Annotated in this window: 24 protein-coding genes; 7 read left to right on the top strand and 17 right to left on the bottom strand. The window is 32.8% G+C overall.

Annotated features, from left to right (window positions below):
* The first annotated feature begins 95 nt into the window (after positions 1–95).
* From P5P89_RS04385 to P5P89_RS04370, 4 genes are all read left to right on the top strand, one after another.
* Positions 96–779, top strand: coding sequence for a hypothetical protein (locus P5P89_RS04385; protein WP_278010905.1), 684 nt, complete (start codon positions 96–98; stop codon positions 777–779).
* A gap of 210 nt (positions 780–989) precedes the next feature.
* A complete protein-coding gene (locus P5P89_RS04380; RefSeq protein WP_278010904.1) occupies positions 990–1,379 on the top strand; it encodes a VOC family protein in 390 nt (129 codons plus the stop codon).
* A gap of 261 nt (positions 1,380–1,640) precedes the next feature.
* Positions 1,641–2,063, top strand: a complete 423-nt coding sequence (locus P5P89_RS04375) for a lipocalin family protein (protein ID WP_278010903.1) — start codon at positions 1,641–1,643, stop codon at positions 2,061–2,063.
* Positions 2,064–2,258: 195 nt separating this feature from the next.
* A complete protein-coding gene (locus P5P89_RS04370) occupies positions 2,259–2,669 on the top strand; it encodes a VOC family protein (RefSeq protein WP_278010902.1) in 411 nt (136 codons plus the stop codon).
* Positions 2,670–2,719: 50 nt separating this feature from the next.
* Here the strand turns inward: P5P89_RS04370 and P5P89_RS04365 are convergent, their stop codons facing one another.
* The 15 genes from P5P89_RS04365 to P5P89_RS04300 form a co-directional block, all read right to left on the bottom strand.
* Positions 2,720–2,935, bottom strand: a complete 216-nt coding sequence (locus tag P5P89_RS04365) for a hypothetical protein (protein ID WP_223681999.1) — start codon at positions 2,933–2,935, stop codon at positions 2,720–2,722.
* A gap of 13 nt (positions 2,936–2,948) precedes the next feature.
* Complete coding sequence (locus P5P89_RS04360) at positions 2,949–3,359, bottom strand: hypothetical protein (protein WP_278010901.1); 411 nt, start codon at positions 3,357–3,359, stop codon at positions 2,949–2,951.
* A gap of 95 nt (positions 3,360–3,454) precedes the next feature.
* Positions 3,455–3,736: a membrane protein insertion efficiency factor YidD gene (yidD, locus tag P5P89_RS04355; protein ID WP_223682001.1), complete on the bottom strand. Its 282-nt coding sequence runs from the start codon at positions 3,734–3,736 to the stop codon at positions 3,455–3,457.
* The gene (locus tag P5P89_RS04350; RefSeq protein ID WP_223682002.1) at positions 3,733–3,966 is read right to left on the bottom strand and encodes a hypothetical protein; all 234 of its coding nucleotides are present in this window, start codon (positions 3,964–3,966) and stop codon (positions 3,733–3,735) included. The genes yidD and P5P89_RS04350 overlap by 4 nt, the downstream gene beginning before the upstream one ends.
* A gap of 281 nt (positions 3,967–4,247) precedes the next feature.
* The gene (locus P5P89_RS04345; RefSeq protein ID WP_340696520.1) at positions 4,248–5,084 is read right to left on the bottom strand and encodes a type I restriction endonuclease; all 837 of its coding nucleotides are present in this window, start codon (positions 5,082–5,084) and stop codon (positions 4,248–4,250) included.
* Between the two features lie 87 nt (positions 5,085–5,171).
* Positions 5,172–6,089, bottom strand: coding sequence for a hypothetical protein (locus tag P5P89_RS04340; protein ID WP_278010900.1), 918 nt, complete (start codon positions 6,087–6,089; stop codon positions 5,172–5,174).
* Between the two features lie 4 nt (positions 6,090–6,093).
* Positions 6,094–6,552 (bottom strand): hypothetical protein, encoded by a 459-nt coding sequence (locus P5P89_RS04335; RefSeq protein ID WP_278010899.1) that lies wholly within the window; start codon positions 6,550–6,552, stop codon positions 6,094–6,096.
* Between the two features lie 8 nt (positions 6,553–6,560).
* The gene (locus P5P89_RS04330) at positions 6,561–7,361 is read right to left on the bottom strand and encodes a hypothetical protein (protein ID WP_278010898.1); all 801 of its coding nucleotides are present in this window, start codon (positions 7,359–7,361) and stop codon (positions 6,561–6,563) included.
* A gap of 3 nt (positions 7,362–7,364) precedes the next feature.
* Positions 7,365–7,760, bottom strand: a complete 396-nt coding sequence (locus P5P89_RS04325; protein WP_278010897.1) for a tellurite resistance TerB family protein — start codon at positions 7,758–7,760, stop codon at positions 7,365–7,367.
* 13 nt (positions 7,761–7,773) lie between these two features.
* Positions 7,774–8,139, bottom strand: coding sequence for an excalibur calcium-binding domain-containing protein (locus P5P89_RS04320; protein WP_278010896.1), 366 nt, complete (start codon positions 8,137–8,139; stop codon positions 7,774–7,776).
* Positions 8,140–8,150: 11 nt separating this feature from the next.
* Positions 8,151–8,372 (bottom strand): DUF4236 domain-containing protein, encoded by a 222-nt coding sequence (locus tag P5P89_RS21765; protein WP_379679976.1) that lies wholly within the window; start codon positions 8,370–8,372, stop codon positions 8,151–8,153.
* 6 nt (positions 8,373–8,378) lie between these two features.
* Positions 8,379–8,585 (bottom strand): hypothetical protein, encoded by a 207-nt coding sequence (locus P5P89_RS04315; protein WP_278010895.1) that lies wholly within the window; start codon positions 8,583–8,585, stop codon positions 8,379–8,381.
* Between the two features lie 151 nt (positions 8,586–8,736).
* A complete protein-coding gene (locus tag P5P89_RS04310) occupies positions 8,737–9,405 on the bottom strand; it encodes a response regulator (protein WP_278010894.1) in 669 nt (222 codons plus the stop codon).
* A 6-nt stretch (positions 9,406–9,411) separates the two neighbouring features.
* Positions 9,412–10,872 carry a tetratricopeptide repeat-containing sensor histidine kinase gene (locus P5P89_RS04305; protein ID WP_278010893.1) on the bottom strand — a complete coding sequence of 487 codons (1,461 nt, stop codon included), beginning with the start codon at positions 10,870–10,872 and terminating at the stop codon, positions 9,412–9,414.
* A gap of 299 nt (positions 10,873–11,171) precedes the next feature.
* Entirely contained in the window at positions 11,172–11,336 is a 165-nt protein-coding gene (locus tag P5P89_RS04300) for a hypothetical protein (protein WP_278010892.1), read from the bottom strand.
* 363 nt (positions 11,337–11,699) lie between these two features.
* Here P5P89_RS04300 and P5P89_RS04295 point away from each other — a divergent pair, with 363 nt between their 5' ends.
* From P5P89_RS04295 to P5P89_RS04285, 3 genes are read left to right on the top strand one after another with little or no spacing between them, the layout of a single operon-like run.
* Positions 11,700–12,794, top strand: coding sequence for a hypothetical protein (locus P5P89_RS04295; protein WP_278010891.1), 1,095 nt, complete (start codon positions 11,700–11,702; stop codon positions 12,792–12,794).
* Positions 12,784–13,533 carry a DUF6597 domain-containing transcriptional factor gene (locus P5P89_RS04290; protein WP_278010890.1) on the top strand — a complete coding sequence of 250 codons (750 nt, stop codon included), beginning with the start codon at positions 12,784–12,786 and terminating at the stop codon, positions 13,531–13,533. The genes P5P89_RS04295 and P5P89_RS04290 overlap by 11 nt, the downstream gene beginning before the upstream one ends.
* 32 nt (positions 13,534–13,565) lie before the next feature.
* Positions 13,566–13,976 carry a VOC family protein gene (locus P5P89_RS04285; RefSeq protein WP_278010889.1) on the top strand — a complete coding sequence of 137 codons (411 nt, stop codon included), beginning with the start codon at positions 13,566–13,568 and terminating at the stop codon, positions 13,974–13,976.
* Between the two features lie 132 nt (positions 13,977–14,108).
* Here the strand turns inward: P5P89_RS04285 and P5P89_RS04280 are convergent, their stop codons facing one another.
* Positions 14,109–15,110 (bottom strand): PorP/SprF family type IX secretion system membrane protein, encoded by a 1,002-nt coding sequence (locus tag P5P89_RS04280; protein ID WP_278010888.1) that lies wholly within the window; start codon positions 15,108–15,110, stop codon positions 14,109–14,111.
* Positions 15,111–15,125: 15 nt separating this feature from the next.
* Positions 15,126–19,505, bottom strand: a complete 4,380-nt coding sequence (locus P5P89_RS04275) for a PKD domain-containing protein (RefSeq protein ID WP_278010887.1) — start codon at positions 19,503–19,505, stop codon at positions 15,126–15,128.
* Between the last annotated feature and the right edge of the window lie 280 nt (positions 19,506–19,785).

Genomic DNA, 19,785 nt, shown 5'->3' with positions numbered 1-19,785 from the left:
AGTTGCCTTAGTAGCTATACTATTGTATTCTGAGATTTAGAAGACATTTTAGATCTGTTATAAGCAATTATAAATAACCAAAATTAAAATAAATCATGAGAAAACTTATATTTTTAATAACGCTATTAGGTTTATTGACATCTTGTTGTAATGAGCCAATGTATTCTGGTCCTGATGATAATTATGCAACAGCATTAGACACTTTAAAAAATTATAATGATTATATTCTGGGAAAATTTGATGGAAAATTTTTAGTAAGTACAAATGTATTTAGTAAAGGTTATTCTGCAAGTATAGTTTCAAATCCAAATGACTCGAGTTATATACAATATCAAATTGCCTATAAACTGAAAGAAAATAATGTTGAAAAGAGTGCATTCGTTTCTTTTAGATTGTTAGAGTCAAAAGCTAAATTAAATTCAGGAAATAATTATAGATATAAAAGTTTTGCTGATTTTGTTCATTTTTTTGATAGAAATACTTTTGTCTATTATCAAGAAAATAAGCCAATTGAAAAAGTGCATAATGTTTGGGTTAAATATCAAAATTTATATAATATTGACAACGATATTTACGAGTATGATTCATATAAATTTGAAAATAAAATTTCACCTAAAAATTTTAGTTTTATTATTGACAGTATAAATGTTATCGAAAATCCAATTAAAAAAGTTGAAGTTTATTACTCATTTAAATGCATTGGTGTTAATTCTCATAAAAATAAAATATCAATTGAGAGTGGGAAAGGTAAATCAACATTTCAATATAATGAGTATTGATTATTTAATATAAAATATCCAATTAGAGTTAAGGTTACAGAGTAATTAATCAAACACTAAAAAATATTTTTATGTTGTCAGATAAACAGTATATGAATGAGCACCCTTTAATCAACCCATTATATTTTAAAAATGATAGTTTATTCATTGCTAATCCAACAGATTAATGGAGTTTTTAAAAATAACAGATAACAATAAAATTCATTATAAATGGCACTTAACACAACAATAAGTATAAAACCTTTTCTTACTGTAAATAATGGTAAAAAAGCTCTTGATTTTTATGTTTCTGCTTTTGATGCAACGGTAAAAGCAAAGTTTGAATTGCCAAACGGAAAATTAAGTGCTGAATTAGTCCTTGAAAATGCTTCCTTTTTTATTGGAGATGAAGAGCCGGAGTTTGGAAACATAAGTCCTAATGTAGAGTTTAATAGTCCTGTCAGATTGATCCTTACAACCCAAAATGCAGATGAGTTGTTTGACCAGGCTTTAAAATTTGGTGCTACAGCAATATGCCCCATGACTACAGAAGAAGACTGGCGAATAGGGAAACTAAAAGATCCTTTTGGACACATTTGGGAAATTGGTTATGTCATATAAGTGGATACGAGAGCTCAAAAAAAACTATGAATCCAAAATTTGGAGCATGAATTAACAGAAAACTCTTCTCAATTAAAACCTTCTGAAAGTTATTTTAGAAGGTTTTTTGTTTAATTCGTAGTATAATTAGTTTTAATGTATTTTTTTATCACTAAAACATCAATTATGTAAATTATTTTGAAAATTATGAAACAGATTTGAATCGCATCGAATGTAAATTCGTAAAATAAAATCAAATTATAATTTTTAAAAACAAAAAACATGAAAACTAGAAATTTTTTATACGTATTAGCCTTAAGTTTTGGATTATTCGCAACAACATCTTGCAGCAATGATGACAATGACGGAGAAACAATTGTACCAATTCAGGGTAAGTATGAGTTAAGCCAGGTTGGTACAGCAGATTCTAATGGAAATGAAACGTTAGTTGATGCACCGCAAAATCAAAGTGGGTGTTCCAAAGATTATTTAGAATTAAAGTTGAGCAATGTTGCAGTTATAGGAGACTATAGCGGTTCAGAGTGTAACAAAACTGAAACAACTGGAACTTACGTAAGATCTCATAATGATTTAACTATTACTATGGGTGCTATTAGCACTGTTAGCGATATCATGAACCTTACTAATAAAGAGTTGAAATTAAAAGACAAAACGACTGGTATCATTACAGTTTATAAAAGATAATCTTTGATCAAAAACATTTATTTGAATTAGTATTAAAAACGGAAATAACATATATCAGTTATTTCCGTTTTTTTTTGTTTATAAAACGGAATTAAAATTAAGTAGTTTAGATAAGATTTTTGTTTTTAAATAAAGTAATATATAATTGATTTTGATTATATTAGTTTAGATTTTGACTAACTCAAAACAATAAATATGGAAGATCAAAAAAGTAATGCAGATAATTTAATACCAAAGGTTACAGGAATTGGCGGGATTTTTTTCTTTTCTGATGATCCGCAGAAAACCAAAGACTGGTATGCCAAAAATTTAGGTTTTGAAATCAGTGACTGGGGTACTTCCAGTTTTGAATCCAGGGATCTCAACAAACCAGAAGAAATAAACTCGCTTCAATGGAGTCCTTTCAAAAAAGGAGATGACTATTTTTCTCCGTCGAAAAAAGATTTTATGATTAATTATCGCGTTCAGAACATTGAAGGATTAATAGCTCAGCTTACAGAAAATGGGGTAACTATACTGGATGATATTGCAACTTACGATTACGGGAAATTTGTGCATATTATGGATGCTGAAGGAAATAAAATTGAACTTTGGGAACCAGCTTAGTATTCTATTAGCTATAAACCTCTCAGATATATTCTGGGAGGTTCTTGTTTTTAATCTTCCCAACCGCAAAGTGTGAGCCCATAACCCTGTGCCTGTTTCAGCGAGGTTTTTATAATTTCATGCCTGCAGGCAGTAAGTCCGCGGCAATTTTCAGAATAGTGATATTTTTTAGCACCTCTTGGCCCGCATATAAAAACACTGCTCTCGACAGGTTGAAAAGAAGAAAGTAAAACAACCATGAGAATTAATAATAAGTTATATTTCATGTGAAGTGTTTGTTTATTTGACCATTAAATAATATTCGTTTCTTTTTTTATCATAACCTTTTAGCTTTCCGTAAGAAATCCACTCTGTATTAATTTCGATATCTCTAATGCTGTCGTTTATTAAAATTCCAGCACCGTATTTTCCTTCGACATTAATATTCCCAAAAACCGAATCGCCTTTACTATTAACTCCTTTTACATCATAATTATACTCATAATGTCCTGAATATCCGGTTCTGTATTCGTATTGATACGTTTTGTCAACATGAAACGTTTTGGCTTCTTCGGGTGTTATTGTTTTGCGGTCATCTGCCGAGATTACTTTTTTGTAAAAAGAATTGATTTGCGGAGATGGAGGAGCATCAGCTTTTTTGCAGGAAAATATTAATAATACCAAGGACAGGATGGAGTAGTTTTTCAGCATGGGCGACGTGGTTTTACACTTCGTCAATGGAATAAATTTAAATATAATTTGGTATTTTAAAATGAGTATTTATACTTGATTTATTCCTTTTGTTTTCAATGAGTTAACCTTTCCGACATTTCTTCTTTTTCAACTATAATCTGAGAGGGAAGAATTATTTGGATTTTACCATTTACTGGATCTTTAAAAACCTGACAACCAGCTCTGCAATTTTGGAATCGGAATCGGAATGCTTTTAAACCGCTTATAAAACCTTCTTTTTGAGTGGTTTCAAAAACATAATTTGAGCAGGATTTTTTGAAAATGCATTTTTTTCTTTTAGAAGCAGGTATTACTTTCCAGTATATTTGAATTACGAACAGTATTAGATATTTCATTTTTTCTGAAAAACAACCATTTGATTATTTGTTGTGAAACCAGGCTGAGCTCCAATTCCAAAACACCCTGATTCTGGATGTACAAATGTTGATACACTTTCTAAACGTACATATTCCCAACCCTGATTGGTGAAATTTTTTATTAAACTTTCTAATTGTTCGGCTACATGATTTGTGGTTCCTCTTTTGGGATCAATTGAGGCGACAAACGGTACTACTTTATATTCCATTTTTGATTTATTAAATTAAAAATTTGATTTAAATTCACTTTTTAAATGATATTCACATCTGAGCCTGACCATCATAAATTTCCACAGTATCCAGTAATTCTTTTTCAAAATGGTAAATATCTTCGATGGCTAAAATGGCAGTTTTTGACTCTGTTTTGTTATCATTAAAAAGACTGATGTATTTTTTTCCTCCGTTAAGATGCAGTCTGCACAGTGGCTTACGGTTATTATCGTCTAAAAGGATTCCGAAATACGATTGAGTGTCCCGATGTACAATTCTCTTAATTGGAATTTTTTCTTCTCAAAATCGCCACAACAATTCTGTACGCTTCCAGTTCTTCTTCAGTGGTTACAATTTTGCCTTCTTCTTCAGGAATTACGATTTCTTCATCCTGCTGCTTGATTGTTTCTTTCGTAAGTGCAGCATTCAGTCGGTCATTAATCCGGTCGTTTATGTATTGACTCAATGATTTCTGAACCAAATCTTTAAACTCATCCACTACTTTTTCAGTTAATCTTCCGGTGTATACTTTATTAGCAAAAAGCTTAGTGAAATCATTGGATGGATTTTCAAGCTCTGCGTTGATCTGCTTTTTGATTTCCTTGATATATTTTAAAGAGCTCGCATTGCTGACAATATTATCGACATTAAAATTAGACTTGTGAAATTTGGTGATTTCATTAATCGTATTTTCTTTAAGACTCGTGATGTCAAATTCCAGAAATGGTTTTTCATCCATTTTATTCGGAGCATCCAGGTCGGTAAAGAACTGATAATTGATTCCATTTGTCAAAAGAGCGAATCTGGTTTTGGTAACATGGAAATAGCGGAATAGTTGTGAATTATGAATGGTCAGTTTTTCTTTCCAGCTTTTGCATTCTACAATTATAATGGGTTCGCCGTTCTGAAAAATAGCATAATCTACTTTTTCTCCTTTTTTTAAGCCAAGATCAGCAGTAAACTCAGGCACAACTTCAAGCGGATTAAAAGCATCGTATCCGAGAACGTGTATAAAGGGCAAAACAAAAGCGTGTTTGGTAGATTCTTCTGTGTCAATTTTGTTTTTTAGCTGATTGATTTTATCGGCTAATGATTTTAGTTGAATATTGATTTCCATTAGTTGGTTGTTTAAATTAATTATTCAAATGTAGAGGCAATTAAAATCAGTATTTTATGGAAATCCGTAAAGGCTGATTATAAAATTTTAATTAAAATAAAATTCAGGTTTTTTTTCTAAAATGAAATCTTTGATGATTTTTTCCGTGTTTGAAGGCAGATCAGCATTTTTGATTTCAAAATGTTTAATCTTCATTTCGGTAAACCATTTTGTCCAATAGGCTTTTATTACTTTTTCTTCGTACGGATTATTCTGATTCGGATTAATTCCTAAAACCAAGACTTCCAGATTAGATAAATCATCACTTGTCTTAATAAAACCAAAATCCTTATTCTTAAAATCCTTTTCCCAGTCTTTGGTATTTAAACCATTTTTTCTAATCCATTCGGGAGTAATGTAGGATGTCCGGTTTTCTTCTTTCATTATAGTATTGTCATAAAACATATAGCCATCTGTTAGTATAACCAGAATATTTCGGTCATCGCTTTCTATGCATTGGTCTTTTACTTTAGTATCAAAAAAACTCCAGATATCAGAGCCGATAAAGTTGTTATCTTTTATAGCAGATTCGTATATTTTTGAAGTCTGTGAAGCGTAATTTGCATTGATAGAATTCAGCAAATCCTTGGAAGCATTATTTTTATCAATAACAATTTTTAACTTCTGTGAAATTGAATTGATCTCTGGATCTTTGGGTTCGGGATTAAAAAATAACTGCATTTTATCATCAATCTGCCTGATCCTTTTCGATTTTAAATGTGCTGTAAAAGCTTCTGAGACCGATTTTATATAGCCTAAATCTCTTTGGTAGTATTCCATCGTTGGGTTAGAATTTTTCCGGATACTAATTCTGTCTGATAAATCGAGAAGTATACTAATATTATAATTTTCGGATTTAGTGTTTTTAGAGCTAACTTCTTCTTTGTCTTTTTCAGGTTCCTGTTTGCATGAAAATGTCAAAACGAATAACGATGTTATAGTTAATATTTTTAGAATATTGTTCATAGGATTAGTTTTTAGAATATACCAAATGCTGAAAGTCAGGATCGACAAGATTTAATTTGCTCAGATGTTCTTCAGAGTGAAGTTCACAGCTTTCCAGAAGTTCTGTTTTTTCTTTATGGGCCAAAGCAATTTCTGTATTTATGGCCTGAAACCATCCTTCTTTATATTGATGATGATAGTGCAGGTATTCTTTTACCGGAAATACAAATCCGTCAATTTTAGACTGAAGTTCCGAAATTCTTCCGTTTGCCGTTACAATCTGCTGTTTGAAATCATTTATCTTATTGGTATATTCTGTTTTCAGTTTTTCCAGATCTAACAGATTTTCTTTTTTGCCTCTAATAAACGCTCTGATTTTGTCAATGTTTTCAAACTCTTTCATTACAAAATCAAAAACGAGTCCCCAAATAATATAGACAACAAAACCGGCAAAAATAATCATCCAGAATTCGGCCTCGCCCAAAGCGATATTTAAGTTATAAGGAGCAGAATCTGTGGTTTTATTAAATTCATAAATTTTTTTTCGATTTGATAAGCTAATAAAGCATCAAATAAAAAGGTAGTGAGAAAAAGGGCAATCATTCTGAAAATATTTTTGATACCTTTTCCTTTTTGTACCATATGAATTACATAACCTAATCCCATGAATACAAACGGAATGGTTACGACTAAAACACCTTCTAGCCAGCTCGCTTTAAAGGAATTTGTCAAGGCATCGGCATCAAAAATGGCTGCCGTTAAACTATTATTTGAGAATTCTTTGAAAAAAGCAGAATAAGAAGCCGAGATGTAAAACACTAAAACATAAAGTGTAATAGGGAGCAGCAAAAACAAGCCAATATAAAACTGTGCCTTTAAACCTTTACCGTCTTCAATTCCGAATTTGTCAGGGTTGCGTTTTACTTCGATGATTTCATTTTTTATCAGATCAGCAGACTCGTTGATATCCTGCTCCTTCTTTTCGTAAATTCCAATTGCAGCTTCGCACTTTTTGAGCTCTGTGCGATTCTTTTCCTGTTCTTCGCGATAGGGCTGTTTTAATCTGTCCTGCTCTAATTTTTGTTTTCGGCACTGATCTTCAAAACTCATGTATAAGTTTTGTAGACAGGCTTTCAGGACAATTGGTTTGCCTGTTGCTTTTATTGAAGCAGCGAAACCGCTCTGATAATAGGTAATTCTGATTTGTTCTCTGTCTTCTTCATTTTCTTCGAAAAGGTTAGAAGAAGAATCTGTGGATTTTTTTAAGCTAAATAATTGTGAAAGTGTTTTCATAACTTAAGCGTTTAGTTGACTAATAATTTCTTCTTTACCAATGTTTTTCTGGACGCAATCGATCAGATATTCAGACAAATCATTGATGTTTTCTTCAACGAAATCGAATTTTCTGCAATATTTTCTAAGCATATTCAATTCGTCATCCGTTACTTTTCCATCAGCCCAGATAATTCTTGCCAGATCATACAGATATTCAATTTTTGTAGTTAGGGCTTCCGGAACTACAAAATCTGTATTGACAGGATTTAAAAAAAGTTTATCAAGTTCTTCTTTTGGAATGCCTCTTTCATCTGCAAAATGATATAGCATTTGAAGTTCCAAAACATCAAACTGATCATCTGATAATGCCATTTGATATAATCGTAAAAAATGGCTTTTAAGTTCTAGTGTTATCATAGTTTTGTAGTTATTATTTTAAAGATTCACAGGCTTTTCCGTTGCCATCCCCATCCAGGTTTTTGTAGCATTTCGGATTACTATTATAAGCTGCCTGGGCTTGTGCCTGTGTCGCAAAATCTTTACAGGTTTTAGTGGGACAATTTGAATTTGAATTTGAACCCGAACTTGAGTTGTTTCCAGATTCTGAATTTGTAATATTTCCTGATGATTCAGATGATTCAGAGCAGGCCATGACTGAACTAAGTGCAATAAATAGAAAAATCAGAATTGTACATCCATTTTTGTTTTTACCTGAAAAAGATTTGGATCTGTTATTTGCAAAATGTCCATGAACATAAGTTCCGTCTTTTCTGTAATATCCTTTTCGATATCCCATAATTATTAGAGTTAAAGTGTATAAATTAAAAATGTAAGAAGTCCAGTGAAGACAAGCAGAACAAAGCATCCGCTATTTTTGTATCGGACTCCGGGTATGCCTGTTTTTGCAGAATAGCCGTATTTGCTAAATGTGCCCATTTTAGTTCTTAAACTTGGAGAAATTCCGGATTTGCTAATATTTAATCCCAATCCGCCTCCAAGCTTAATTCTTTTTTGAAATCGAAAGCCCATGACAGATTAGCTGGTATGGCAAACAGGACAACAAGTTTTGCATCCGTTTGATTTTGAATAGGTTTTCTTAGCCTCGGCAACAGCAGGTTTACAATCTGAAAATTCACCTAAATATTTTCTGTTTGATGAGGTTGGCAAATAAATACAATCTTCGGTGTGAACTTCATGGTCACAATTTGGCTGAGCGTTTTGATTTACGTAATACTTTTTCATTATTTAAAAAGTTTTAATTAGTTATTGATTTTGATAATTCAAACTTAAACCTATTTTAAATCAGTGTTTTACGGAAAACCATAATCCATCATTTTAAATATTAGCAATAAAAAAAGCCCCCGAAGGAGCTTGAAAGTAAAATGATGAGAATTTAAATTATCCCCATATCTTTTGTAATCGAAACCAGATGGACGGTATTGTTCGCTTTAAAAAAGTCTTTGAGTTTTGAAAGTCTTTTTTCGACAGCACTTTTGCTGTTGGGCTTAATGTCTGAATTTTTAAAAATCTCTATGATTTCATCCTGCGAAGTACCCGCAGACAGGTATTTTAGAATCTGAATATCAACATCATCTATTTCGTAGTTGTTTTTTTCCTGAAGGGCAGATGCTACTTCTGGAGAGATGAACTTTTGGTCTGAAGTCGAAATAATGTTGATTGCTTTCTTAAGTTCTTCGATACTGTTTCGTCCTTTTAATACAAAGGCATCAATTTCAGCATTTTCAAAAAGTGATTTGATGCGAATTCCTTTGTCTTCTATTGAGTAGACGATGATTTTAATATTGGGCTGTATCTCACGAACTTTCTGAATTAGTTCATCTCCGCTAATTATTTTTACTTCACGGTGATCTTTTTTAAATGAAAGATCACTAATTAATAAATCGTAAGGTTCATTATCCTGAATAGCTTTTCTTATTTTTAGAAAAGCATCATCACAATATTTTGCATGTTGAAAATTGATAATGTTGAAATCAGTTAAAGTTTGTTTGACTGCTAAATTGAATTCTTCAAAATCTTCTGCTATTATTACTTTTTTAAACATAGGCTTTTATTTAGGTATTGTTATTTGTGCTTTGAAACCTTTATCGGGTTCTGTATCAAAAGTAATTGTTCCTTTTATGGCCAGAATACGGTTTTCCATATTTTGTAAACCATTTTTTATAATTTTTGATTTTTCACAGCCTTTTCCGTTGTCCGAATAATCTATAAATAAATTATGCGGGTTGCTTTCAAATTTTACAACGACAATAGAAGCATTACTGTGTTTTTTCATGTTGACCATTAATTCATGCAATACGCGTTGAATTGCAATCTTCTTTAAATCTTCAATCAAATCCCAGTTTACTTTTTCAATGTTTGTAATAATAACATTGGTACTGCTGCTATTATAGGTAGAAAACATTTCTTTTAAATTAGCAGAATAATTTGGTCCCGTATCAATATCATTATTCTCTCTGGAAATTCCGCGAACCCGTGAATAAATATGGTCGAGGTTCTGTAATAAGGTTTCTTTATTGTTCCGGGAAGTTAAAGACTGGGTTTGTGCGTAAGTAATAGCGTGAAAAACATCATTGGCCAGTTCGTCATGGATATCTTTGGCAATTCTGGTTTCAGTATCGTAAGCTGTTTTTATTTTTTCAATTCGATTTCGGTTTTCATAACGTTTTTTCAGATAAGCCAGTAGAAAGAATAGTGAAATAATGCCAATTATAAAAAAGATTCTTTGATATTTTGCTTTCTGAAGTGCAAGTGAGTTTTCAGCTTTTTCTAATCGAAGTTTCTGGTTTTCATCTTTTTCTTTTTTAGAATCGTATTTGATTTTGGCAAACTTGTTTTTATAATTGTTTCTAATCTTGATTATGCTGTCGTTTAGTGTAATGTATTTTCGGGCATATGTACTTCCCGAACCATTAGCTATTAAGATTGCTAAAGATTTTAAACGCTCATCAACACTGTTAGATTTAGTAGCAATTTGATACGCATTTTTAGCGTAATCATTTGATTTTTCAGAATCAGTTTTTGTATAATATTCTGCCAGATGCAAATTACTTTCAATAGCTCCGTAAGTGTCATCAATCTGATTTCTTAGTCTAAAACTTTCGGTCATCAAAACAAGACCTTTTTCCGGGATTCCCTTTTTAAAATAAGCATAGCCCAAATTGTCCAAAACCCTTGCTTTGTTGTTTGTAAGAGAATGCTTGTCCAGTGTTTCAGAATTGATAATAGTTTTTAATATGTGTATTGCCTTGTCGTATTTTTTTTGCTGAATGTATACGACTGCAATATTATTTAGCGGTCCCTGTTTTGAAACAGAATCTGTACATTCTTTTATTGCTTCTTTGTAATAATGAATAGCATCATCATAAATAGAAAGTTCCTTGTCTGCAATTCCAAAAAAATTATTGACAGAAGCACTGTAAACATCTTTTTTTCTAATGTAAGGTAACGCCTCAGTCAGGGTTTCTTTACTTCCATAATAGTCACCGTTAATTTGTTGTATGGAAGCCATCTGTATAAGATTGTAAACAATATTATTGCTGTCTTTTATTTTCTCAAAAATTATTTTCGATTTGTTGAAGTTGTAGAAAGCGGTATTAAAGTTTTTTTCTCCATGCTTGAAATTCCTTTATTTCTAAAATCAACAGCTTCTTTTTTAATAGCTTTCTGATTAAGGACAATAGTTGTTTTTTTCGTGCACGAAAGGAGTAAAAGAAAAATGATGAAACAAAAAAACGGGGATCGTAACATAGAATTTACTTTCCCCGAAATTAATAATTAAATATAAATTACAGATTTTTAATTGATTAATTATTTAGTTGGCGGTGGTGGTACAATGATAGGCTGATCACCAGGACCATCAGCATAAGTGGGTGTAACCTCTTTTTTAGCCTCAGTTTCATATTCATCTGCTGTGCAGGAAAATAATGTAGTTGTCAATAACGCAAACGCTCCCATTAAAAATAAAGTTTTCATGTTTTTTGATTTAAAAATTAGACATGGGTATTGCTGTCCGGATTCTGTCCAGATCTTGTTTGGCAATACCAAATTTTGGTTGGGAAGTGAAGTGCGCAGAACAGTAAAATTTTATTTATACTTCCCGGATAAAGTCCGTCTTACGGTTTTCCGCACTTTTAATTGAACTAGTTTTGTACATTTGTTTTAACCTGCAGATCAAAACGTTAACTTGATTCTGAGGCAAAGTAACAACCATAGCAAACCTGAATTGATACGGAATTCCGGGACGCCCTGAAAAGTCGATTTAAATCCTATAAAGGTTTGAGATGTCCGGAAAAATCCGATTATGTCCGGAAAAAAATAGTATAAAAAGTGATGCCTATGTATAACAATACTTTAAATGAAGATGATTATAAAGAAGCAGTTAGAAGTAAATTTGAAAAAGAAAAAGATGGGATTTATTCTAATTATTTGAATAATCCGTCTCAAGCTAACTTGAGGGATTTGTGTTGGAAGATTTTTAAATCAAATGAAAACACAGATGATTTAAATGCATACAGTGATTTTTTTAAATTTAAATTTGATTCAAATAATGAAGATACTTCAACTACTTATACCGATAAGTTTAAAAAAGTTGGAAGATTTTTTAAAGGAGAAACGAAACCAGCAAAAATTGATACTATAAATTTTGCTGCAGTTTTAGTTGATTTTGAATTTAGACCTTTTGCAAAGTTTAAAAAACATTATATCAATGGTCAGAAAAATACGGAAGAAGAAAAGAATTTGATAGATGAAACAGAAACAGTTCAAGAGTTTGAAATTGAAAGCGAAGTTAAAAATGAAGATTCGATTCAAAGAGAAAAATTAAATGAAGAGAGAAATTCATCGGAAGAAGAAAATTTAAACAAAACAGCATTGCTTAAGGAAGAAGAATGCGTAATCTTAGATCATGAAATTCCAAAAGAAGAAAATATTTTAAAAGAAGTTAAAACAACACAAGTTCTTGAGCCAGTAGAATTATTTTTGGGCATTGAAAGTGAGCCAGTCCAAGAAAAGAATGATTGGATAAAACGGAATAAATGGGTCGGAATAGGAATACTTTTTTTTCTAGGTCTTTTAGTTTATTATTACTTTGCACAAAAAAGCGAATGCATGCAATGGTCAGGTGATCATTATGAAGAGGTAAGCTGTGATTTAGAAATACAGGGAATAGGAACTTACAATGTTGTCGAACCTTTTGATGAAAGAATCATTAACCTTAGAAAAATTCAGGTGTGTGATACCACTACTTTTTTTAAAAACGGAGAAGCAATTATCTGGTATACGAAAGTAAACGATAGTGTAGAATTTTTTAATACACACGGAAGGCATCCAGAAAATAAAAAGCCATTAAGACCCGTCACCAAATATATTATAGATAAGTACGTGAAAGACAAGTCTTGTAAACTAACAGATAAAAAAATAAATGATTTATAAAGAATTTCAACCAGATGTAGCTTTAAGTGATTTTGTTAAGAACTATTGGTGGTTCGATAATTCATCAGATCAGAAACTTGATTTTACTATTCTGCCGGACGGCTGTTTTGATTTGATTGTATCATTTAATAACCATCAGCAGGAAGAAATTTCATTAACCGGATTGTGGACCAAACAAGTAGAAATATCCATTGATCCCAATGTTCAGCTTTTCGGAATTCGTTTTAAGTTATTGGCGGCTGACTATATTGTACAGCAAAGTGTTGCATCATTTTGTGATAGTGAAGAAATAAAAGAAAGCAATTTTTGGGAATTAGATACAACTTTATTTGAAGATTTGGAAAGTGTAACATATAAATTGGATAAAAGAATGCTTTCGATTTTAAATGGTCAGAAAAGAATTGATAGTAGAAAGCAAAAGCTTTTCTCTCTATTATATCAAACAAATGGTGAACAGACAGTTGAAGATTATTCAAAACAGGTTTTTTGGACGAGCCGGCAAATTAATCGCTATTTTAAAAGCAGATTTGGTGTTTCTCTAAAGTCCTATTGTAAAATTTTAAAATGTTATGCTTCTTACAAACATATCAAGAAGGGAAAGCTTTACCCTGAACGTAATTATTTTGATCAGTCACATTTTATAAAAGACCTGAAAAAAGTAACAGGGAATAACCCAACTGAATTGTTTGAGAATAAAAACGACCGATTTTTACAATTGACAACGATAAGTGAAAAGTAGTTTTGCATTTATAAATAAATAAAATAAGCAAAATGAAATTTAGCAATATTAGACTTTTAGTAAATGACTTTGACAATTGTTTTACTTTTTACAATGATATTCTTGGCTTAGAATGTACGTGGGGAAAACCAGGTGATAATTTTGCCAGTTTTAATATCGGTATCCCCTCAGGTCTTGCTTTGTTTAAGGCAGAACTAATGAGTCTTGCCATCAATGAAAAAGCGGAAAAAAATGAAACTTTGCAGGACAAAATGGCTGTCATTATAGAAGTGGATAGTGTTGACGCAACTTATATTTTATTACAAAGTAAAGGAGTGAAGTTTTTAACCGAACCTAAAGATATGCCAACTTGGGGAATTAGAGTAGTACATTTTAGAGATCCTGAACATAATTTAATCGAATTATATTCTGAACTGCCAAAAGAAAAATGGGACCATCATTAATAGAAGAGGAAAAGACTTTTCTTAAAAACAAATAATATAAAAATCAAAAGCCTCCTGAATTGTCGGGAGGCTTTTGATTTTTTAATAATTGGATTTAATTCTTTTCTGGCTATTTTGTAAATGAAAAATAATTTAATTATCCCCGTAATTTGGGCATCCGAAACATTTTCGTGACAAATCAAACTGATAGGTTAAGGAAAGCTCATAAACGCCTCCGGTTCTTCCTATTTTGGTAGTATTAAGGTCATATGAAAGTCCTAATCGTAAATGTTCGTATTGCAATCCTGTGAAAAAATTGACTGAGGTTAGTAATTCATTGTTCATTCCGTTTTTAGCAGGATTGGTAACGAATGTTGTTCCAAAAAACATTTTTTCGAATAAGATTGAAGCACCTAAATCAAATCGGTTATAGCGTCCTTGCTGCATGTAGTTTGAAGTAAAAAACATTTTAGTTTCATACGGAAAAAACAATACATCAATATAATCTGCTACCAGAAATTCATATCCGCTGCTTAGCGAGAAAAAAGTATTTAATGGTAGGTTTCCATTTGCACTCAGGGCAATATTTGGTCTGTTGAGGTGTTTCATCGAAAGACCAATCCAAAGATCATCTGTATTGAAAACCATTCCAGCAGATACATCAAAAAAAGTAATCCTGTCATTAGCTAGCAGTGGATCAATAGAAGTTGCATTGTTTGAACCGCCTATATTAATCTGATCTTCCAGTAATAAATTTCCAAAGGCAAATGATTTTAAACCAAAACCAGCTTCTATACCCGGTCTGAATGTCCAGGTATCATTTATTCTTACCCTGTAGGCATAATTGGCATTGATTTGTGTAAAATTATATTTGGAAGCGTTTTCTCTTTGATTTAAAACATTTAAGCCAATTCCACTGTTAAGTTTGTCACTCCAGGTATTTACAAATGCATAATCAGTATCAACGCTTAGGTCTAATTCAGGCCATTGCTCACGATGAATAATTCCTGCGTAGGTAGTTTCCATAAAACCTGTGAAACCAGCATTTAGGGTTTCGGGAACTAAAAAATATTGTGTAAAAATAGGATCCTGTGCTCTTGTTTTGGTGTAAAAGCAACATGTTATCAGTATAACAAATAATAATCTTAATCTCATTTTAATCTGTTGCTTTTATTTAATTAATGTTAATGATCCTTTTTCTGTTACGGTGTGGTTGTAGAACGTTTTGGCCGTTATCCTGTAATAGTAATTGCCGTTTTCAGCATCCAGATCTTTAATTTTTCCACGCCATCCATGAATGTTTACTCCGCTTTCTGTATAAATAATACCTCCCCAAGTATCATAAATATCCAGAGTAACGTTGTTCAGTCCCTGAAATACAGGTGCAAAAGAATCGTTGATTCCGTCATTGTTAGGCGTAAAGGCATTTGGCATAACGAGCTTGTATCCTTTTTCTACAAGAATACTGGTTTCATAAGAATACTGGCATCCAAAAGGATAGTTCACAACTTGTTTGATGGTGTAGGTCCCTTCTCTGGTATAAATGTGCTCCGGACTTGTTTCTGTTGAGAAATTACCGTCTCCAAAATCCCATGATGTACTTGTGAAATCTCCTGTGGCCTGATTTGTAAATTTAACCGGATCATAAATAGAATAAAGATCAAACATCTCTTTTCCGTAAGAGCTTGTAGAGAAATTTGCGACACCTAAAACAGGTTTAACCACATTATGATTTGCATTCATAGTACAGCCAAAACTATCGGTCACGGTAAAAATGATTAATCCTTTATTATCGGTTTTCATTATTTCGCCATTAACACCGGAAACAACTCCGTCTGACCATTTTAAAGTATAAGGCGGAATTCCACCTTTTACATGTCCTACGAATGTCTGATCTACAAATCGGGTATCACAATTAAAATCAGTTAAAACTTCAATTGTAGGGGTAAGCTGTTCAAATCGGATAATTTTAAAGGTGTCTGACTTTTTACAGCCTCTTGAGTCTGTTACTGTAACAGTGTAGTTGTCAGGAGTAAGCTGGCTTAAATCTTCAGTTGTTGCGCCATTAGACCAGGCATATGTATAAGGGGCTGTACCTCCTGTAACAATAAGGTCTATAACGCCGGTATTTGCTTTAACGCAGTCAAGCGGGTTTGAAACATCTCCTCTTATTTTTAATTCAAGCGGATCAACAACGATATATTCTGCCTCGATTACACATAATTTAGCATCGGTAATTTTTACTTTATAGCTTCCCGGACCAAGGTTGTTTCTTTCAATTCCGGCTGTAGAACCATCACTCCATTCTAGTTTAAGGGGTGCCTGCCCGCCAACAAGATTAAGTCGGATATGTGCATCATTTGCTCCGTGACACGAAATATTTTGAAAGTCCGGATTGATCATAAATACCGGTGCATTATTAACCGTTATAGGAAAATCTTTTGGACATCCCAAGGCATCAGTAATGGTAATTAAATAGTTTCCTGCAGACAAATTAGATTGCTCCATGCCGGTTCCTAAATTACTCCATTTTATAATATACGGATCGCCAGTCGCAAAAGGTACTCCTCCTGTGATAGAATTAATTTTTATAACTCCATCCCTAACGCTGTAACAAGTTAAATGAGTAACAGAGTAGTTTAATTTAATTTCAGGATTTTGAAGTATTTCTACTTTCAGAGGAACAGTACAACCTGAATTATCTGTAACCGTTAAATTATATGTACCGGCATACAGGTTCTTTAAATTTTGAAGATTACTTCTAAATCCGTTTGGTCCTGTCCAGCTGTAACGATGAGGAAGTCTTCCTCCTGATGAACTTACATTAATTTCACCAGTATTATATCCGTAGCATAAAACATCAACCTGGCTTTCCCATTTTACTTCCAGTAATGGTGGCTCGATAATGGTAAAACTTTGTCCTGTAAGCCCACCACAATTATTGGCTTCCGTTATTTTTACCTGATAAACTCCTTTTTCCAGATTATTCAGGTTTCCGGAATTACCGGGATAAGGACTTCCATCTTTTGTCCAGACAAAATTGTAAGGAGGTGTACCGCCGGTTACAGAAGTATTGATAGTTCCGTTTTTTAATCCAAAACAGGTGATGTCATTTTTACTTTCGCCTGTAATTCTAAATTCTCCCGGCTCTGAGACATAATATGAAGTAGTAAAAGGACAGCCTCCATTATCTCTGATTGATAAATAATAGGTACCCGCTTTTAAATTAGAGATATCCTGATCTGAACTCGTAAATCCGTTAGGACTTGTCCAGGATATTATGTAGGGGGTTCCTGTTGCATAAGGTGTTCCTCCACTTACAGCTATGCTGATACTCCCGTCATTTGACCCATAACATTTGCCATTTTTTATAGTCTGAACTACTTTTATTGTTGGTTCTACCGTAACGGTAACTGTAAAATCAGGCCCAGGGCATGAAGTCGATATTGGCGACACAGTATACGTTACTGTTGCCGGACTAGCTGTATTGTTTATTAATGTCTGACTAATACTTGTTCTAGGACTCGATTGCGCACTCGCACCACTTATTGCACCCGGAGGAGAAACTATTGGATTAGACCATACATAAGTAGTTCCTGAGGGGACATTATCGGTTGTGCCGTTGCTTACAGGTGTAACTTGAAAAGAATTACCACTGCATATTTTTGCTGTTTTAGGAGTTATAACAGGAGAAAGAACCATATCTACAGAGAATCTTGTACTCTTTGTTTCTGTACCACAACTATTTGTAACCTTAAAAATGGCTTCATAATTACCTGTTTTGGTATAATTGATAGGGCCAGGATTAAGTAACGTAGAACTTGAAGGTGTACCTCCAGGGAAACTCCATTCGTATGTTATTTCTGAAGCAGGAGAACAGGTTTCTTCTACTTTTCCTTCAGGGTAAATCGTTGCCGTTTTACAAAAATCTGAAATTGGTTTTATGGAAATAACAGGTTTCTTTTTTACCTCTATTATTTTTTCTTTGGTTTGGGGATAGATACTACATGAGTTCCAGGTTGATAGTCTTAAATAATAAGTACCTGGTGTCGCAAAAATGAAAACCGGATTTTTTGATGATGAGTTATAGCCGGGAGCATAATCCCATTGTCCTCTTTGCGATCCCGGGAATGTCTCTTTACCACAGAATCCAGGAACATAATTATAAACCTCCCAGGAATAATTTTCTGCGCCACAAATTAAACTTGTGTCAGTTGTATTGGTCACTTGAATAGTATTGTTAGCACAGGCATTACCAAAAGTAAAATCAGGCTGCAATACAGGTTCAACACATATTTCTTGAGGAGGAGGAGTGATACCTGCCCCACATGGTGTAGTTGCACTCAGGGTAACTTTATATTTTCCCGGTTTTGTATATACGTGATACGGATTAACCTCTCTGGATACTGGTGTTCCATCTCCAAAATCCCAAGTATAAACATTGACAGTACTACAGCCATTAGTATAACCTGCATAGGTCGAATTGCTGAAAGATACACCTTTGTTAACACAAGCGACCTTAGGTACCGTATAGCTTATTACCGGAACATCTAATATTTTTATAGTTCCGGCACTAAGTTCAGTTTGCCCACAACTTGTTCTTATAATCAGGGTTACAGTACTACCACCTCTGTCACAGTTAGCTTTTGTGAATTTGTGAGGAATAGGAAAATTTTGTGAAGCTATTGGATTTGCAGCATTATAGTAAACAGAAGCTTCCAATTGAGCCTGAGTATATGGCTCAGTTTGGCTACCATCACCATAATCAATATAATATTTAGTGTCAGAAGGATTAAGTGCCCATGATCCAATGGCAAAATTCATTGGTTCAACAGGTATACATAAGTTAGTTGTGTTTCCCGGAGCGATAAGTGCACCAATTGGGTTATTGGAATTTTTAACTACATACGTTACAGAGTTATTACAGCTATTATTTCCAACGCCTGTAATCACCATATTAAAAGAACCCAGTTTTTGGTATTCGTGGCTTTTTGGAAAAGTTACATTTGTCTCCGTACTTCCATCTCCCCAGTTAACATTGTAAGATGTCACACAGGAAGCAGAAGCTGAACTGTTTACAACAGTAATAGTGTATTTTGGATTTGAGTTATTATCCCCGCATCTTTCAAAAGGCTTATTAGACCCATTCAGGTCTGTAAATTTTAAATCAGGTTTTTCTTTTACAAAAACGTCTTTCGTTATCGAATTTACCTGACCAGTAGCATCTGTGACTGTTAGTTTTACAGTAAATTTTTGAGTTCCGCAGCCAACTGCTGTAAAGTTATGACTTGGATTCATTTCTGTTGAAGTGGTTCCGTCTCCAAAATCCCATTTGTAAGAAAAGGGTGCGCTTCCGGTTACTATTGGGGTAAATGTAACAGGAGTTCCCGAGCAGGCACCATCATTGGTAAAATTAAAATCGACGCCCGGTGCTATAAAATTGCTGCAATTCCTATTAGTAAAATTATTTCTATCGTTACAATTATAACTGTAGGCAGCAGTAGAAATGATTAAAATAAAAAGTAATGTTAAGAAGTAAAGTTTCCTCATGTAGTATAATTCGGTTATTTTCGGCGGTAAAAGTATGTGTTTTTTTTAATCAAAGAAAGATTACTAATAATGATTTTGTATAATTTGTAGGTTTTATAGCAAAATTGATAAAACCTAAAATTTTCTCTTATTGGGATAAATCACTAATCATTTAATGTAATATCGTTTTAATTCTTTCACAATAAGTCAAAAGAATCAAATAATAATCAGAACGTTGTAAATAATAATTGTTATTATAATACTAAGAAACATATTATACATTTGTCAGACAACAACCAAA

The organism is Flavobacterium gyeonganense, assembly GCF_029625295.1.
GTDB lineage: Bacteria > Bacteroidota > Bacteroidia > Flavobacteriales > Flavobacteriaceae > Flavobacterium > Flavobacterium gyeonganense.
This window is presented reverse-complemented; position numbering and strand designations above follow the sequence as displayed.